The 16,823-nt window shown below is 49.1% G+C and carries 17 protein-coding genes and 1 other RNA gene; 17 read left to right on the forward strand and 1 reads right to left on the reverse strand.

Features of this window, described 5'->3' with window-relative positions; all coding sequences use genetic code 11:
- The first annotated feature begins 2 nt into the window (after positions 1-2).
- The 15 genes from ybeY (at position 3) to ACQKPA_RS18610 (ending at position 13,688) form a co-directional block, all read left to right on the forward strand.
- Positions 3-500: an rRNA maturation RNase YbeY gene (gene ybeY, locus ACQKPA_RS18540; protein WP_427494033.1), complete on the forward strand. Its 498-nt coding sequence runs from the start codon at positions 3-5 to the stop codon at positions 498-500.
- Positions 500-883 (forward strand): diacylglycerol kinase family protein, encoded by a 384-nt coding sequence (locus ACQKPA_RS18545; RefSeq protein ID WP_427494034.1) that lies wholly within the window; start codon positions 500-502, stop codon positions 881-883. Before ybeY ends, ACQKPA_RS18545 begins: the two co-directional genes overlap by 1 nt.
- A gap of 19 nt (positions 884-902) precedes the next feature.
- The gene (cdd, locus tag ACQKPA_RS18550) at positions 903-1,310 is read left to right on the forward strand and encodes a cytidine deaminase (RefSeq protein WP_427494035.1); all 408 of its coding nucleotides are present in this window, start codon (positions 903-905) and stop codon (positions 1,308-1,310) included.
- Positions 1,311-1,387: 77 nt separating this feature from the next.
- Positions 1,388-2,290 carry a GTPase Era gene (gene era, locus ACQKPA_RS18555; RefSeq protein ID WP_071222943.1) on the forward strand — a complete coding sequence of 301 codons (903 nt, stop codon included), beginning with the start codon at positions 1,388-1,390 and terminating at the stop codon, positions 2,288-2,290.
- 138 nt (positions 2,291-2,428) lie between these two features.
- Positions 2,429-2,569, forward strand: a complete 141-nt coding sequence (locus ACQKPA_RS18560) for a YqzL family protein (protein ID WP_074961956.1) — start codon at positions 2,429-2,431, stop codon at positions 2,567-2,569.
- Positions 2,570-2,605: 36 nt separating this feature from the next.
- The gene (gene recO, locus ACQKPA_RS18565; RefSeq protein ID WP_427494036.1) at positions 2,606-3,361 is read left to right on the forward strand and encodes a DNA repair protein RecO; all 756 of its coding nucleotides are present in this window, start codon (positions 2,606-2,608) and stop codon (positions 3,359-3,361) included.
- Positions 3,362-3,731: 370 nt separating this feature from the next.
- Positions 3,732-4,619: a glycine--tRNA ligase subunit alpha gene (gene glyQ, locus ACQKPA_RS18570; RefSeq protein WP_427494037.1), complete on the forward strand. Its 888-nt coding sequence runs from the start codon at positions 3,732-3,734 to the stop codon at positions 4,617-4,619.
- Positions 4,612-6,687 (forward strand): glycine--tRNA ligase subunit beta, encoded by a 2,076-nt coding sequence (gene glyS / locus ACQKPA_RS18575; protein WP_427494038.1) that lies wholly within the window; start codon positions 4,612-4,614, stop codon positions 6,685-6,687. The genes glyQ and glyS overlap by 8 nt, the downstream gene beginning before the upstream one ends.
- 326 nt (positions 6,688-7,013) lie before the next feature.
- Complete coding sequence (locus ACQKPA_RS18580) at positions 7,014-7,493, forward strand: YaiI/YqxD family protein (RefSeq protein WP_326094031.1); 480 nt, start codon at positions 7,014-7,016, stop codon at positions 7,491-7,493.
- 41 nt (positions 7,494-7,534) lie between these two features.
- A complete protein-coding gene (dnaG, locus tag ACQKPA_RS18585; RefSeq protein WP_427494039.1) occupies positions 7,535-9,352 on the forward strand; it encodes a DNA primase in 1,818 nt (605 codons plus the stop codon).
- 42 nt (positions 9,353-9,394) lie between these two features.
- On the forward strand, positions 9,395-10,525 hold the full coding sequence (rpoD, locus tag ACQKPA_RS18590) for an RNA polymerase sigma factor RpoD (RefSeq protein ID WP_427494355.1): 1,131 nt from the start codon (positions 9,395-9,397) through the stop codon (positions 10,523-10,525).
- A 265-nt stretch (positions 10,526-10,790) separates the two neighbouring features.
- Positions 10,791-11,549: a tRNA (adenine(22)-N(1))-methyltransferase gene (locus ACQKPA_RS18595; protein ID WP_427494040.1), complete on the forward strand. Its 759-nt coding sequence runs from the start codon at positions 10,791-10,793 to the stop codon at positions 11,547-11,549.
- Complete coding sequence (locus ACQKPA_RS18600; RefSeq protein ID WP_427494041.1) at positions 11,525-12,640, forward strand: Nif3-like dinuclear metal center hexameric protein; 1,116 nt, start codon at positions 11,525-11,527, stop codon at positions 12,638-12,640. The genes ACQKPA_RS18595 and ACQKPA_RS18600 overlap by 25 nt, the downstream gene beginning before the upstream one ends.
- Before the next feature lie 154 nt (positions 12,641-12,794).
- An RNA gene (gene rnpB, locus ACQKPA_RS18605) (RNase P RNA component class A) lies at positions 12,795-13,200 on the forward strand.
- Positions 13,201-13,409: 209 nt separating this feature from the next.
- On the forward strand, positions 13,410-13,688 hold the full coding sequence (locus ACQKPA_RS18610) for a hypothetical protein (protein ID WP_074961960.1): 279 nt from the start codon (positions 13,410-13,412) through the stop codon (positions 13,686-13,688).
- Positions 13,689-13,767: 79 nt separating this feature from the next.
- Here ACQKPA_RS18610 and ACQKPA_RS18615 read toward each other — a convergent pair whose 3' ends face one another.
- Positions 13,768-15,693 carry a S8 family peptidase gene (locus ACQKPA_RS18615; protein WP_427494042.1) on the reverse strand — a complete coding sequence of 642 codons (1,926 nt, stop codon included), beginning with the start codon at positions 15,691-15,693 and terminating at the stop codon, positions 13,768-13,770.
- Positions 15,694-15,947: 254 nt separating this feature from the next.
- On the opposite strand from ACQKPA_RS18615, the gene ACQKPA_RS18620 reads away from it, so the two are divergent.
- Both ACQKPA_RS18620 and ACQKPA_RS18625 read left to right on the forward strand, forming a co-directional pair.
- Positions 15,948-16,454, forward strand: a complete 507-nt coding sequence (locus ACQKPA_RS18620) for a YpuI family protein (protein WP_071222952.1) — start codon at positions 15,948-15,950, stop codon at positions 16,452-16,454.
- A 136-nt stretch (positions 16,455-16,590) separates the two neighbouring features.
- Positions 16,591-16,815: a DUF1540 domain-containing protein gene (locus tag ACQKPA_RS18625; RefSeq protein ID WP_006209042.1), complete on the forward strand. Its 225-nt coding sequence runs from the start codon at positions 16,591-16,593 to the stop codon at positions 16,813-16,815.
- Positions 16,816-16,823: the final 8 nt, after the last annotated feature.

A 16,823-nucleotide genomic window follows, 5' to 3' on the forward strand; every position in this document is an offset into this window, starting at 1 on the left:
GAATGAGCCTGCAGCTGGCATGGAATAATGAACAAGAGGATTTTCAGATTAGCGAGGATTTGATCGCCTTGCTTGAAGCGATTCTTCAGAAGGCCGGAGAGGCTGAAGGCGTTACCGATGGCGAGGTTGATCTGACCTTTGTCGATGATGAACAGATCCATGAATTGAACCGGGAGTACAGGGGAATCGATCGTCCGACCGACGTCCTCTCCTTTGCGATGAATGAAATTACGAACGATGAGCTCGAGATCATTTATGAGCTTGAAGAAGGAGAAGAGCTGGAGAGCGTGCCGGATGTTCTGGGTGATATCATTATCTCGGTCCCACGGGCGAAGCTGCAAAGCGAAGAATACGGTCATTCCTTGGAACGGGAACTCGGTTTTCTGTTTGTTCACGGATTTCTGCATTTGCTCGGATATGATCATCAGGATGAGGCGAGCGAAGCGGAAATGATGGGCAAGCAGGAGGCTGTACTTGCAGAAGTAGGATTGACAAGATAGTGAAGCCGCACAGACAATCGTTATACAGGGCATTTGGGTGCGCGATCCGCGGCATCTTGACGGCTGTACAAACGGAACGCAATATGAAAATCCACATTGCTGCTGCCTTGATTGTATTCATCGCAGCAGCTTTGCTGCAATTGGACCGAATGAGTTGGTTGTTTTTGGTATTGGCGATTGCCCTTGTATTTATCGCGGAGCTGGTGAATACTGCGGTAGAGGCCATTATCGACCTAGTTTCGCCAGAAGAACATGTTTTAGCTCGGGTGGCTAAGGACACAGCAGCCGGTGCAGCGTTAGTTGCAGCGGTGTTTGCCGTCGTAATCGGCATTCTGGTCTTCTATAAACCGGTATGGGCATGGATACAATCAATGACAAGTTGAACATTAGGAGGAACTGGATATGGATGCAGGATTGTTAATGCAGGAAGCGATTAAAGCACGTACGCGGGCTTACATACCCTATTCAACATTTGGTGTAGGGGCAGCTCTGCTCGATTCGCGCGGAGAGGTGCATCTTGGGTGTAATGTAGAGAATGCCGCATACGGCCCTACCAATTGCGCTGAACGCACGGCATTGTTCCGTGCGATTGCCGATGGTCATGAACCAGGGAGCTTCCAGGCGATTGCCATCGTTGCCGATACAGATGGCCCGTGCACGCCGTGTGGGGTATGCCGGCAAGTGCTGGTGGAGCTGTGCAAACCGGATATGAAGGTGATCATGGGGAATATGAAGGGTGACATCAAGGAAACGACCGTCAGTGAACTCCTGCCGGGCGCGTTTGGTCCTTGGGATTTAAACAAACAGTAAGTTTGCAATTGAATAGGATTAAACCAAGGCTTTAGATCAACAACATGTAGATACAGGAACAGTAGCGGAGGAATGGTATGCAAAAAAAACAATTTAAGTCCGGGTTTGTGGCTATTATCGGAAGACCGAATGTAGGGAAATCAACGCTGATGAACCAGGTGATCGGTCAAAAGATTGCCATCATGTCGGACAAACCGCAAACAACAAGAAATAAAATTCATGGCGTCTATACGACCAACGAATCCCAAGTGGTTTTCCTGGATACGCCGGGCATTCATAAACGCCAATCCAAGCTTGGGGATTACATGAACCAGACCGCTTTAAGCACGCTGGGTGAGGTTGAAGCCGCCTTGTTTCTGGTAGACGCTTCCGAGGGCATCGGCGGGGGAGACCGTTACATCGCCGAGCAGCTGCAGAAGATCAAGACTCCGATCATTCTGGTCATGAACAAAATCGATAAAATTGAGCCGCCCGCTCTGCTCCCTCTGATTGAGCAGTATCGGAAGCTGCATGATTTTGCAGAGATCGTCCCGATTTCCGCCAAGCTCGGCAACAATGTCGACACGCTGCTTGAACAGATACAGAAATACTTGCCGCCTGGCCCGCAGTATTATCCTGAAGACCAAGTGACGGATCATCCGGAGCAGTTCGTGTGCGCAGAGCTGATTCGCGAGAAAATTTTGCACATGACAAGAGAGGAAGTTCCTCATTCCATTGCGGTTACGATTGAGGATATGCGGGTGGAGGAGAACGGAACCGTATATATTTCAGCCGTGATTTTTGTAGAACGCGACTCCCAAAAGGGTATCATTATAGGCAAGCAGGGTGCTCTGCTAAAAGAAGTTGGCAGACAAGCCCGTCAGGACATTCAAAGACTGCTCGGGTCCAAGATTTTCTTGGAGCTCTGGGTTAAAGTTAAAAAAGATTGGCGTAACCAAGAACGCGTTCTTCGCGATCTCGGATTTCACCGCGGGGAATAATAGAACCGCTGTGCAAATCGGAGGCAAATCATACACGGCAGCCGTCTGCCAACAATTGCATTTCATAAATCTGCTCTAGGCGCACATCCTAATTTTCGTAGATGCGAAACGCCATTTCCGAAGAGAGGATGAATACGATTGCGAGATTTTTCGTGGAAGTATTTTGCGATGACTGGAGATGTCGATGCGTATTTGCTGTATAAGGAAACCGAGGGTGAGTCGGTTCTTACAGCTGCATCCGTTGAAGATGAGGCGGCCCCGCATGAAGAAGACGAGTAATCATTGGTTGTTCCAGGAATGGTTGGGGGAAAGCGCATGCTATATCGGGCGGAAGGGATTGTCATCCGCAGCATGGACTACGGTGAAGGGAACAAAATCATTACACTTTGCACCAAAGAATCGGGCAAGGTAGGCGTGCTGGTCAGAGGAGCAAAGAAGGTGAAAAGCCGTCATGCTGCTCTGACGCAGCTGTTTACTTATGGAGAATATGTGTTCTTCCGGAATGGTACCGGGCTCGGCAACTTGAACGCCGGTGAGATTATGGAATCTCACCACGGGCTCAGGGAGGATCTTATCAAAGCCGCCTATGCTTCTTATGCCTGCGAGCTCTTGGATCGGGTGCTGCAGGATGAGGAGACGGGCGCTTTTTGGTTTCATCAGCTCAAGGCCTGCTTGGAAGCCCTTCAGGAGGATAAGGATCCCCAAATCATCATCAATCTGTATGAGATGAAAATTTTGCAGGCGGCAGGGTACGGGCCGGAGCTGGATGTTTGCATTTCATGCAATCAATCCCGAAAAGACGAGGATATGCTGGTGAGCCCCCGCCTTGGCGGCGTCCTGTGCCGTTACTGCAAACATCTGGATCCACCGGCAATGGCGATCTCGCCCAGAACGCTGAAGCTGCTGCGCCTGTTTGGACGCCTCGACCTGAGGCGGCTGGGCAACGTGGATGTGAAGGACGAAACGAAGGCCGAGCTCAAAAAGGTCATGCGAGCTTTGATGGATATGCAGCTTGGGCTGCGCTTGAAATCGCAAAATTTTTTGGATCAAATGGACAAGTACAACATTTGACGTAAGATATAGAATAAGGTATTATATTTATCAGTTTATTAGTTTTTTGAATACTGACATGCATTGAACGGGAAAGTAGTGAATGATCGATCCGCGAAATAGCGAGCCGGGGGTGGTGGAAGCCTGGTGGGAGATATTCATGAACAGGCACCCGGGAGCATGATGAAACGATAAAGTGGGTTTTGCTGATCGCTGAAGACTAAGATTGTGTCGGCGACGCAGCAGGGCCAAGTAGGGTGGAACCGCGGGAAGCTACAGCTCTCGTCCCTATGTCTGTACAACAGGCGTAGGGCGAGAGCTTTTTGTTGTACAGAGAATGGATATGCATGGTGGAATGAATTTGAAAAAGAATGTAAAGGAGCTAAAAATCATGAATTTCCAGCAGATGATTTTGACGCTGCAGCAATTTTGGGCGGAACAGAATTGTATCATCGTGCAGCCGTACGACACGGAAAAGGGTGCGGGTACAATGAACCCGATGACGTATTTGCGTTCGATCGGCCCCGAGCCCTGGAATGTGGCTTATGTGGAGCCTTCCCGTCGCCCGGCTGACGGCCGTTATGGGGAGAACCCGAACCGTCTGTATCAGCATCACCAATTTCAGGTCATTTTGAAACCTTCACCGGACAATATTCAAGAGCTGTATTTGGAGAGCTTGAAGGGCCTTGGCATCAATCCGCTCGATCATGACATCCGTTTTGTTGAGGACAATTGGGAAGCGCCGACGCTTGGTGCATGGGGCCTGGGCTGGGAAGTTTGGCTGGATGGAATGGAAATTACGCAGTTTACGTACTTCCAGCAGGTTGGCGGCATCGACGCAAGTCCAGTTGCTGTAGAGATTACCTATGGTATGGAGCGACTTGCATCCTATATCCAGGATAAAGAGAATGTGTTTGATCTGGAGTGGGTAGACGGCATCACCTATGGAGACGTATTCCATCAGCCGGAATTCGAGCATTCGAAGTACACTTTTGAAGTGTCCGACGTTAAAATGCTGTTTACGCTGTTTAACATGTATGAAGAAGAAGCGAACAAAGCGATGAATCAAAATTTAGTATTCCCGGCGTACGACTATGTTCTAAAATGCTCCCACACGTTTAACCTGCTGGATGCCAGAGGCGCGATCAGCGTAACGGAGAGAACGGGATACATTATGCGCGTGCGAAACCTGGCTCGTCAGGTTGCAGCCACGTATTTGGAAGAGCGCGAGAAGCTGGGCTTCCCGCTGATTAAGAAAGGGGGCGCAGACCATGTCTAAGGATTTATTGTTTGAAATCGGTCTGGAAGAAGTCCCGGCGAGATTTCTGCGCGCCGCGATGGAACAGCTTCAGGACAAATTGGTCAAATGGCTGGATGCTTCCAGAATCGGGCATGGCGAAGTAACGGCATATGCTACGCCGCGCCGCTTGGCGGTATGGGTACAGAACGTTGCGGATAAACAAGAAGACGTCAGCGAGGAAGTGAAGGGGCCTTCCCGCAAGATCGCGTTGGATGATAGCGGACAGTGGAGCAAGGCAGCGCTTGGTTTTGCAAAAAGCCAGGGCGTTGATCCCGAGAGTTTTACCTTTAAAGAGCTCGGCGGGGTAGAGTATATCTATGTGACGAAGAACAGCGTCGGCGTGGATACGATGTCGATCCTGCCCGAAGGACTTCTTGGCATTTTGACTTCAATGACCTTCCCGAAAAATATGCGCTGGGGCGCGCACGAATTTAAATTCGTTCGTCCGATTAAGTGGATGGTCGCTCTGCTCGGAAATGAGACGATAGATCTGGAAATTACGGGCGTGAAGGCTGGAAACGTGACCCGTGGACATCGTTTCCTTGGCGGAGAAGCCGTTATTCCTGAGGCATCGGCTTATCGTGACGTATTGCGCGAGCAGCATGTCATCGTGGACGTGAATGAACGCCAAGAAATGATTGTATCGCAGATCCAGGCATTGGCCCAAGAGAAAGATTGGAATATCGCAATCAAGGATGATTTGCTTGAAGAGGTATTGTTCCTGGTTGAGACGCCAACCGTGCTGTACGGATCATTCGACTCCTCATTCCTTCATATTCCGCAGGAAGTATTGATTACTTCCATGCGTGAGCATCAGCGGTACTTCCCTGTGCTGGATAAGCAGGGACAATTGCTTCCGTTCTTCGTCACGGTGCGCAGCGGGGACAGCCGTTCCCTGGACGTTATCGCAAGAGGGAATGAGAAGGTGCTGCGAGCCCGTTTATCGGATGCGAAATTCTTCTATGAGGAAGACCAGAAGCTTCAGATCAAAGACGCTTTATCGAAGCTGGAGAGCATCGTGTTCCATGAGGAACTGGGGACCATCGGCGATAAAGTCCGCAGAATCCGCCGGATTTCCGATCAGTTGTCTGCGAAGCTTAGCATTTCGGCGGACGAAGCAGATTCCGTGAGCCGTGCAGCCGATATTTGCAAATTCGATCTGGTGACCCAGATGGTTTACGAATTCCCTGAACTGCAGGGTGTTATGGGAGAGGATTATGCAAGAAAAGCCGGTGAGAAGGAGCAGGTAGCCAAAGCAGTGTTTGAGCATTACCAGCCTCGTTTCGCCGGTGACGCATTGCCTTCCACCTCGGTCGGATCCATCGTAAGCATCGCGGATAAAATCGACACGATCGTGGGCTGCTTCTCCATCGGCATCATTCCGACAGGCTCCCAAGATCCTTACGCGCTCCGCCGTCAGGCGGCGGGCATCGTTCAGATCATCCTGGAGCACAAACTCCCGGTGACGTTATCGGATGTCTTCGATGTGGCCCTGGAGGTTCACGAGAACATTCGCGTATTGAAACGCTCGACGGACGAAATCCGTAAGGACCTTAAAGAGTTCTTCGGACTTCGCGTGAAGAAGCTTCTGTCCGAAGATCAGCGTTATGATGTGGTGGATGCCGTAATTACCGCAGGATTTGATCACGTGGTGTCGGTTGTATCCCGCGGTCATGCCCTGATGAATGCTGTCGATAATGTCCAAGACTTCAAAACGACGGTAGAATCCTTCAACCGGGTCAGCAATTTGGCTGCCAAGGCCGGCAAGGCTGCTGTCAATCCTGAATTGTTTACGGAAACGGAAGAAGGCAAGCTTTACGAAGCTTGGAAGGCAATTCGCGAAGATTATCATGCCGCGCTGCAAGCTGCTGACGGCGAACGTTCATTGTCCTTGCTGGGTGGACTCAAAGAACCGATTACCGGATTCTTCGACTCCGTTATGGTCATGGCTGAGGACGAAGCGGTTCGGGCCAATCGTCTCGCACTGCTCTCCGGCATCGATGGAGATTTGAAGCGATACGCCGATTTCACGAAATTGGTGTGGTAGTAGTGACAGCATGATTTTACTAATGTTATAATGCATTGTTCAGTGAAAGCGACAGCCCGCGGTTATGCACGGGATGGCGCTTTCGCTATGAACGGCCTGAATCAAGCAAGTGCTGGGTCATTGTTTATTTGAAGAGATAAGAAAGTATAAGCTTCAGAGGCTTCCCATCCTTATCTCGCAAGAAAAACTTCCGCTATACGCGGTCTGTCTTCTGTGAAAGTACGTCGATAGACGTTTTTCTTAGAAGAAGGATTTTAATCTGCCAAAGACGTATATAATAATATACAGCATAAAGATGAATCCAAGATTAACGATAAGAGCCGGTGATGCGAATGAACGAAAGCAACTCCATTTCGATTGTAGTTGACGGTGATGCATGTCCAGTCAAGAAGGAAATCGCAGAGACAGCTCGTACATTTCGTGTGCCGGTACTGCTTGTTTCTTCCTATGATCATCTGCAGCAGGCAGAAGAGGGGGTTACGACGGTCCAGGTGGATCGGAGTGATCAAAGTGCGGACCTCTACATCGCTAACCACATATCCAGGGGGGATATCGTGGTAACGCAGGATTATGGACTGGCTGCACTTGCGCTTGCCAAATCATGCCATGTGATATCCTTTCGTGGTCGCATTTTCCATAATACGGATATCGATTTCATGCTGGATTCCCGTCACCATCAGGCGAAGGCGAGGAAGCAAGGAAAGTATGGCAAAGGGCCCAAAAAGCTGCTTGACGAAGACCGGAGTTTTTTTCAACATAAACTGACAAAACTTTTGCATGAATTGCAGGAGAATGTCCACCCGTAGCGAATACTATTTACGTGCCAAAAGAGATGAAGGTGGTTTGGATGAGTACCGGACAAGGTAATATTCCGGATGATGTCATTGAGGAAGTACTGGCCAAGAGCGATATTGTGGACACGGTCAGCAAATACGTGCATCTTACCAAACAGGGGAAATACCTGAAGGGCCTGTGCCCGTTTCACTCAGAGAAGACTCCTTCCTTTACGGTTACACCGGAACGCCAAATCTTTTACTGCTATGGCTGCGGTAAGGGCGGAAACGCCATTAAATTTAGAATGGAAATCGAAGGATTTTCTTTTCCCGAAGCCGTCAAGACAATGGCAGAAGAGAATGATATCTCGTTGCCGGAAGGTCAAGGAGTTCCCGTAATTCCTCGTAATCCGGAAAAAGAACGTTTGATTGAAGCCTATGAGCTTAGCGCCAAGCTGTACCATTTCCTGCTTAAGAACACGGAGCATGGTACGGAAGCCATGAAGTATTTACGATCCCGCGGAATGAGCGACAAAATGATTGACCAGTTCCAAATCGGTTATGCTCCAGATCGTTGGGACACGCTTGTACAGTTCCTCACGAAACGATCCTTTGACTTGAAAGAGATGGAAAAGGGCGGTTTATTATCCGCAAGAAATGAACAGGAAGGCTATCTCGACCGTTTTCGCGGACGCATCATGTTTCCAATACATGACCGCAGCGGCAAGGTCATCGCGTTTGCTGGCAGAATATTGGGGGACGGTCAACCGAAGTACCTGAATTCCCCGGAGACACTTCTATTTAATAAGAGCCGCACATTGTACAACCTGCACCAGGCAAAAACATCCATACGCAAATTGCGTCAAGTTCTGTTATTCGAAGGTTACGGCGATGTGATTTCGTCATGGGAAGCAGGACTTCACAATGGTGTGGCAACCATGGGAACCTCTCTAACGGAAAACCAAGTGGCAATCATGAAATCGGTGGCTGAAGAAGTTGTTGTTGTCTATGACGGCGATAAAGCCGGTATGGCTGCTGCGTTAAAAGTCATTCCAATGCTGGAAGGCGTTGGTCTCAGGGTACGAATTGCTTTGGTGAACGAAGGAATGGACCCGGATGATTACATCCGCAAATTCGGTGCCGAGCGTTTCAGGCATGTAGTAGAAACAGCTGTTTCAACAACAAAATTTAAACTTATATATCTGAAGAAAAACCATATACTGCTAGAAGAAGATGGTAAGATTGCGTACGCCAAAGAGGCATTGCCCATTATCGCCGTACTGAATTCCTCGACTGAGCGAGAAGTTTACTTGAGGGAATTGTCCTCCGAGCTTCATCTTTCCTACGAGAGTCTAAAGCAGGATTGCAATCTGCTACGGCAATCGATGCAAAAAAAGATGGGCGATGGGGATAATAAGGAAAAAAGGTGGAATAATGGTAGGCATAAAAAAGGGCGCCAGCCCGCCCCGGTTCTTTTGCCTGCTTACCATGCGGCAGAGCGGCGGCTGCTGTCGCTGATGCTGCAGGATGCGGAGGCCGCGCGATACGTTGGCGATCGCCTGGGAGAAGCGTTTAATATTGAAGATCATGCGGCAATTGCTGCTTATCTATATGCTTTTTACGCACAGGGTAAATCTCCGGATATCAGCCGTTTCATGTCATCGCTCCACGACGATCGTTTGGAAATGACGGTCAGCTCGATCATGATGATGGAAGCACCAGCCGAGTGGAATGTTCAAGTGCTCGATGATTGCATACGTGAGGTGCTGAAATTTCCGCAGCAGAGAGAGATCGACCAGAAAAAAGAAGAGATGATTAAAGCGGAGCGCTCAGGTGATTTTTTGCGAGCCGCACAAATTGCAAGTGAGATTATCGCCCTAGAAAGACAATGAGGCCCCGCACATTGCTGTTTCTAGGGAGGAGGGAGTCGAATGATGGCGAATGATCAGCATACTGAAATAGAAACGGAATTTACGCTGGATCAAGTCAAGGATCAGTTGATTGAACAGGGTAAAAAGAGATCCGTATTGAGCTATAAAGATATTATGGAGAAATTATCGCCATTTGATCAGGACACGGAGCAGATGGAAGAGTTCTATGAGCAGCTGGCCGACCTGGGTATCGATGTAGTTAATGAGAATGATGAAGAGGGTACTCACCGGCAATCGGGAGATTCCGAATCCCATGATAATGAGGATTTTGGGTTTGATGACGATCTTTCGCTGCCTCCTGGGATCAAGATTAATGACCCGGTACGGATGTACCTGAAGGAAATTGGCCGGGTTCCGCTGTTGTCAGCTGATGATGAGATTGAACTTGCCAACCGGATTGAACAGGGAGATGAGGAAGCCAAGCGCCGTCTGGCCGAAGCCAACCTGCGTCTCGTTGTAAGTATCGCGAAGCGTTACGTCGGACGAGGAATGCTGTTCCTGGATTTGATTCAGGAGGGCAACATGGGTTTGATCAAAGCCGTGGAGAAGTTCGATTACAAAAAGGGTTTCAAATTCAGTACGTATGCGACTTGGTGGATTCGCCAAGCAATCACGCGCGCTATTGCTGACCAGGCCCGTACCATCCGAATTCCCGTGCATATGGTCGAGACCATCAACAAACTGATTCGTGTATCCAGACAGCTTCTTCAGGAGCTCGGACGTGAGCCTTCGCCGGAGGAAATTGCTGCCGAGATGGAACTCAGTGTTGAGAAAGTCCGGGAGATTATGAAAATTGCCCAGGAGCCGGTTTCGCTGGAAACGCCGATCGGTGAGGAAGATGATTCCCATCTCGGAGATTTCATCGAGGATCAGGAAGCACTCGCTCCTGCTGATGCGGCTGCTTACGAGCTTCTGAAGGAACAGCTCGAGGATGTGCTCGATACGCTGACAGAGCGCGAGGAGAACGTGCTTCGTCTTCGGTTCGGACTCGATGATGGCCGCACGAGAACACTGGAAGAGGTCGGCAAAGTGTTCGGTGTTACACGCGAACGGATTCGACAGATTGAAGCGAAAGCGCTCCGTAAGCTTCGTCACCCGAGCCGCAGCAAGCGGTTAAAGGATTTTCTCGAATAGCTTAATCCACGGACCTTCTGCAGTAACGGCAGCAGGTCCTTTTTTTCGAATTTATTCATGGCATGTATGAGTTTCTTGGTTATGGCATTTCTTCCTGCATTTGTTTTATTGGTCTTTATTTTAGCTCTTTTCCAGACCCATTGCAAATGAACAGGCACAACGTTTTTCACCGGATTTACCGGTTTGCAGTTTGGTATCGTCTCTGTTAGGGTAAGGTATAGATCGTGATTTGGACGAAAATATGGAATGGTAAGGTGTATCAACCGTGAAATTATCAAGAAGATTAACGCAAATACTGGAGAAGATTCCACGCGGCAGCCGACTTGCTGATATCGGTTCCGACCATGCACTGCTGCCTGTGGCTGCCGTAGAGAGCGGAGCAGCCATTCAAGCGATCGCCGGTGAAGTCAATCCCGGCCCTTATGATGCTGCCGTCAAGCAGGTCATCGAATCAGGGATGACTGAGGTCATCAGCGTGCGAAGAGGAGACGGTTTGAACGTACTCTCAGCCGGCGAGGCCGACGTCATTACGATTGCCGGTATGGGCGGCAGCTTGATTGCAGCGATTTTGGACCGCGGCATCGATAAGCTGACAGGCGTGCGCAGGCTGGTCCTGCAGCCGAATGTGGGGGAAGATATCTTGCGCAAGTGGCTGTACTCCCATGGATGGGTGCTAATCGAGGAATGGATCCTGGAGGAAGACGGCAAAATTTACGAAGTGCTGGTCGCCGAGCCTTCGCATACAACAGACCTGACGAATGAGCAGGTTTACACGGAAAGGGCGATTGGGGACGGTCTCCGTTTATCTAGGGACTGGCTTTTCCGTATGGGACCTTGGCTCACGCAGTCCCCGAATCCGGTTTTCTATGATAAATGGAAATCGGAGATGGAGAAGATGGAGTATATTCTTCAATCGCTTTCGCATTCAGATCTCACCACGGCAGCCGACAAGGCGAGTGAGATTCGTTCAGATATCGAGTTTATTCAGGAGGTGCTGGCATGCTTGCCAAAGGACAAACCGTAATTCAATATATGGAGCAATTGGCCCCGAAGCACGTGGCCGAACCCGATGACCGGATCGGACTCCAGCTTGGAACATTGCAAAAGGACATTCGCACGGTGCTGATTGCTCTGGATGTCAATGATGAAGTGGTGGATGAAGCCATTGAACTTGGGGCCGATCTGATTATCGCGCATCATGCGATTATATATCGACCGCTGAAGCAGCTGCAGACGGATACAGCGATGGGCAAGGTATATGAAAAGCTGATCAAACACGATATCGCGGTATATATAAGTCACACCAATCTCGATGTAACCGAAGGCGGAATGAACGATTGGATGGCGGAGGCCTTGGGAATCGAGAATACGTCGCCTATCCATGACATGCATAATGAACAGTTATCTAAACTGGTGGTTTTTGTGCCGAAGAGTCATCATCAAGAGGTGCTGGACGCCGTGCTCGGCGCAGGTGCAGGCTGGATCGGAAATTACAGCCACTGCAGCTTCAACATTGAGGGCTTTGGCACTTACGTCCCGCGAGAAGGCAGCAACCCATTTCTAGGTGAGGAAGGCAAGATGGAACGTGCTAATGAGGTTCGGATCGAGACGATTGTTCCTCATACCATCCGCAACAAAGTGATTCAGGCGATGCTGAAGGCGCATCCTTATGAAGAGGTTGCCTATGATCTGTATGCTATGGACCTTAAGGGGAGATCCCTCGGTCTTGGCCGTGTTGGCAAGCTGAAAGAGCCTATGACGTTGGCTGAGCTGGTAGACGTGGTAAAAGAGAAGCTGGAGGTTCCTTATGTTCGTGTTGTAGGAGAGCTCGACCGCACCATCCGCAAGGCGGCCGTCATTGGGGGATCCGGAGGACGCTACATGATGAAGGCACTGTTCCGTGGAGCGGATGTGCTGGTAACGGGAGATGTCGATTATCATACGGCACAGGATGCGCTCGCAGCAGGACTTACCATCATTGATCCGGGTCATAATGCCGAGAAGATTATGAAGGTCAAAGTCGCCGAGTGGATGGAACAGAAACTGCAGGAACATAAGTATGAAACCCGAGTTGTTGCTTCCCGTATCAATACGGAGCCGTTCCAGTTCTTGTAGGAACAGAAATGTAAGGCAAGAAAAAGAGACTCATTCCGACACCGCCCGACCATGAAGAGTGCTTCGGCCAAGCTGGGAAATTAATCAGCTATTGTTAATGTTTAATGGGTTGTGTACCGCTTCAAATCACTGTATAATATATAATGTTGTCCGGAAAGTTTGACAGACAATCGCTGGCGGCTTTAAGCCGCGAGAGGAAAGTCCGGGCTCCATAGGGCAGGGTGCTGGATAACGTCCAGTCAGCGCGAGTTGAAGGATAGTGCCACAGAAATGGACCGCCGATGGCCGCCTTAGGGTGGCACAGGCAAGGATGGAACCGAGGTGTAAGAGACCCCGAGGAACGCTGGTGACTTCGTTCCTGGTAAACCCCACCTGGAGCAAGACCTAATGGGACGCAGTCTCTTTCGAGGAGACAGCCTTAGCCCGAGGCGCGTCCGGGTTGGTCGCTTGAGTCGATTAGTAATGATCGGCCTAGATAGATGATTGTCGCTCATGGTGGCAGGGTAGTTCCCGTCATGACCACGAAGAGCACAGAACCCGGCTTACGGAAAGCTTTCCCAACTGAACAACATTTAGCTTTACTAATACCGCTATGGTACAAACGCGTATTTTCTTTGGACTCCTCGTGAGGGGTGTACAGAAAATGCGCGTTTTTTAATGGTTTCGTGAAAATATTGGGAGATCATGTGCCCTGTACGGATAATCGTCCATACCAAATAGCCCTTGGGATAATAAGCTATAATCATCAACGGAAAGGAGATGCAAAAACATGTCTTGTCATAAAGAAAATCCATGTCCTCCTGTGTCACCGATTGTGTGCGAGCCGATCGTTGTCGTTAGAGACCATTATGTACCGCAAATCGTACCCGTCATTCATCCGATTAAAGTGGTGGATAAGATCCACTGCGTACCTGTAGAAAAACATATATACACGTACAGCGAAGAAGAAGTCGTGAGCGACAATGTAGGCTATGGTGGGGTTACGGTCTCCGGTAAGCGATCGAAGAAAGCTGCAGTACGTACTAGCCGTTCCCGCCGGAAGAAATAAATTGTAAGTGCTCTTTGCCTCCGATATGAAATAAAGCAGCTAACGCGATCGGGGCGGAAGCTGCTTTATTTCGTGTATTTTATTCGTTGGAGCCGTTTAATTTGCGCAGCTCCTGCTCCAGATTCTGAAGCGTTTGACCCGGCCACATTTGAAGAGGGACTTCGGGTGCGCCAACTGCTTTCAAGGATTGGAAAATATCAATCTGACCATGACCGTAATATTTATCTTTTCCTTTATCGCCAAGATCGACCGTTTGGTTTATCATGACGTCCATGACTTCCTGATTGGTCAGGTCAGGGTTAAGGGAACGAATGAGACCCGCCATGGCGGCTGCATGAGGGCTGGCCATGGAGGTTCCGGATAAAGCCGCATATTGATTCCCTGGAAACGTGCTTGCAATATTGGTCCCGGGAGCAGCCACATCGATATAATCGCCGTAGTTGGAGTATTCCGCCCGCTTCTGATTGGAATCCGTTGCGGCGACAGCCAGCACTTCCGGATAGGCGGCAGGATAACCAGGCCGCTCTGTGTTGTCATTGCCTGATGCAGCAACAAGAACAACGTCGCGATCATAAGCATATTTCACGGCATCGTGCAGGAATTGGGAGTCCGCATAGTTGCCGAGACTCATATTGATCACCTTGGCTCCGTGATCCGTGGCCCAAATAATGCCTTCCGCGACGGCATAGGTTGTTCCTGAGCCGGATCCGTCAAGCGCCTTGACCGGCATGATTTTGTTGTACCAGCTAACTCCCGCAACGCCTTCACCGTTGTTGACAAGGGCACCGATGATCCCGGCTACATGCGTCCCGTGCCCCACATCATCCAGCGGCTGCTTGTCTTTCTCAACGATGTTGTATCCTTCCACCAACTGTCCATCCAAATCGGAATGCTGAAGATCCACCCCAGTGTCAATTACGGCGATGATGACATCTTCACTGCCTTTGGACAGATCCCAGCCCCGGTTCGTCTCAATGACGGGCAGATTCCACTGATATTGGGAAAACAGCAAATCATTCGGGATATTGACTTGCGCGTTGGCTCCATCCGGTAAGGAATCCGAGTTTACCCTGGATTGAGGGGGGCGGTCATTGGTTAAATAGATGTAGTGAGGCTCGGTATATTTGGTTTTCCACTTCTGCTCGAAATAGGAGCGGAGTTTAAGATAATCCTTATCTTTGGAACGAAAAACATAGGCATAACCAAGTTTCCTCGGAGTGTCACATGATATCTCCTTAGAGATGTTGAGAAGCTGCTGCTTAGACGGCTCATTTTGAAAGGACACCACAATTTCATTTTCGTAAAAGTGACTGGCCTTTTCATTATCATGTCCCGTTTTGACGGTGATGTCGGAGAGGGTATCCGCATGAATGGATTCGACCTTGAATTTACCTTCCTTCGGGTAAGGAATTAAGCGAAGATTCCGCTTCTGGTGATTGCTTACTTCATGCAGTACGCCTTGATTAACCAACGCGGCTGCGCCATATTTGCCATCCTTGGATGGCTCGGAAACAACAAAATAAGGCTGCCCCGCGACATTGAACTTGGGTGAATCGTAAGATTCTCCCCGTTTCAGCTTCTGCTGTGCCATTTGGAAATGATGAGTGATCAGATTTTTATCTTTTTTGTTCAGTTTGGGAAGCAGACCCTGTACATCCGTCATTTTGTTTTGCTTAAGGTTATACCACCGTACTTGCTGAAAATGCTTGTGCAGCTTTTGTTCTTTTTGCGTATAGGCTTTTATTTGACCCGGGCTGCGCAGAGCGTTATTGTTCAGCATTTTGCGCAGGTGACCTTTTGCATCAATACGGTTGAGTTGATCCGTCGCATGGAGATCGCTTAGCATGGTAAAGTGCTTAGCCTTGTTCTCCTGCTGGGGCCTTAAGGGCTGTGTTGGTTCAGCCGTGGGAGCCGGCTGTTTCGAACCGGGGATGAACAGTAAGATCAGAAGCGCGCCAAGAACTGACGCTGCACCTAGGATGCTCCACAGGGTACGAGATTTCACAAGTTTTCCTCCTCGCCGCATTCATGATTGAAGTAGTCTTAGCGTGGGGAGAGTGAATCCTTTTTATGCGTTCCATATTCATGAGTAAAACGGATGGGAGCGCGCAAAATGAAATGTGCTAAAAATAACCTTGTAAGTGTATTCATGATAGGGATTTCGTTATCCCAAAATTTGTGTTAGGATAGTACATATTATAACGACCGTCAGGCTATATGACCTGTAGGGTCACGACCATTTAAGGGGGATCTATCGTAATGCCAGCAGACAATCTTCAGAATTTATGCTCGGAGTCCAGAGAAAAGTTGAAATCTGCCATTTCGATTATGGAAACGTTTTTGAATGAACATGCTTTATCTCAATTGGTAACGGAACAGGACGAGGAAACCGTTCATTTTTACAAAGGATTTCTGTCGGATGTTCGCCATTTGCTTGTGTTTTCTGAAGTTTCCTATGAGAAGCTGGGTGTTGTACAGCGTCGCCCTAATTTTGATATCGATTTTGCCGAGAAGGCTTTGTATAATTTGTATCACCGCTGTGTCAACAGTTTCTTCTATCCCAAAAATGAAAGTTATTCCGAAGATGGTCGTTACGCCTATACCGGACAGGATGCGATTCGTTTCCGGAAGAAGCCGGTTCGTCCTGCACGTGATGTCATTATGAACATTACCAAGATTTATGAAGAGCTCCGCGATGATCTTGCTTACTACGAAAGCGACTATTTGACGGAACGCCGTATGCAGTCAGAGAAAAGGCACGCATAGCATAATAAGGAACATTCAAGAGATGCCAACCATTGGCATCTCTTTTTGCGTTTTGCTGCTTAGGCACCAACTGACAATCGTTCTTGTGCATACCGGCAGTAAACTAAGGAAAAAATGTTGACGAGGTGATGCTAAAATGGCCAACGAAGCCAAACCATTAGTGAAGTGCAGTGTCAGCAATTGCCATTACTGGGGAGAACAAAACCTATGTCATGCCGAGATGATCATGATTGAAATTGACCGTCATGCGAATGTAAAACTCAATGAAGAGTATGGAGCAGAGCCTTATGTAGACGACCATCAGGATGTTGCTGACAAGTCTTCCGAGACCTGCTGTTTAACCTTCAAGCCGAAGGGCTGACGGGAAAT

The organism is Paenibacillus sp. NPDC093718, assembly GCF_050279985.1.
Lineage (GTDB): Bacteria > Bacillota > Bacilli > Paenibacillales > Paenibacillaceae > Paenibacillus_AQ.

What these genes read in the sequence shown, in the direction of transcription:
- ACQKPA_RS18600 (WP_427494041.1), top strand. Translation starts at nt 11,525, where the DNA reads ATGCTTGCCAAAGGACAAACCGTAATTCAATATATGGAGCAATTGGCC.
- era (WP_071222943.1), top strand. Translation starts at nt 1,388, where the DNA reads ATGCAAAAAAAACAATTTAAGTCCGGGTTTGTGGCTATTATCGGAAGA.
- dnaG (WP_427494039.1), top strand. Translation starts at nt 7,535, where the DNA reads ATGAGTACCGGACAAGGTAATATTCCGGATGATGTCATTGAGGAAGTA.
- ACQKPA_RS18620 (WP_071222952.1), top strand. Translation starts at nt 15,948, where the DNA reads ATGCCAGCAGACAATCTTCAGAATTTATGCTCGGAGTCCAGAGAAAAG.
- recO (WP_427494036.1), top strand. Translation starts at nt 2,606, where the DNA reads ATGCTATATCGGGCGGAAGGGATTGTCATCCGCAGCATGGACTACGGT.
- ACQKPA_RS18625 (WP_006209042.1), top strand. Translation starts at nt 16,591, where the DNA reads ATGGCCAACGAAGCCAAACCATTAGTGAAGTGCAGTGTCAGCAATTGC.
- ybeY (WP_427494033.1), top strand. Translation starts at nt 3, where the DNA reads ATGAGCCTGCAGCTGGCATGGAATAATGAACAAGAGGATTTTCAGATT.
- glyQ (WP_427494037.1), top strand. Translation starts at nt 3,732, where the DNA reads ATGAATTTCCAGCAGATGATTTTGACGCTGCAGCAATTTTGGGCGGAA.
- cdd (WP_427494035.1), top strand. Translation starts at nt 903, where the DNA reads ATGGATGCAGGATTGTTAATGCAGGAAGCGATTAAAGCACGTACGCGG.
- ACQKPA_RS18610 (WP_074961960.1), top strand. Translation starts at nt 13,410, where the DNA reads ATGTCTTGTCATAAAGAAAATCCATGTCCTCCTGTGTCACCGATTGTG.
- ACQKPA_RS18580 (WP_326094031.1), top strand. Translation starts at nt 7,014, where the DNA reads ATGCGAATGAACGAAAGCAACTCCATTTCGATTGTAGTTGACGGTGAT.
- glyS (WP_427494038.1), top strand. Translation starts at nt 4,612, where the DNA reads ATGTCTAAGGATTTATTGTTTGAAATCGGTCTGGAAGAAGTCCCGGCG.
- rpoD (WP_427494355.1), top strand. Translation starts at nt 9,395, where the DNA reads ATGGCGAATGATCAGCATACTGAAATAGAAACGGAATTTACGCTGGAT.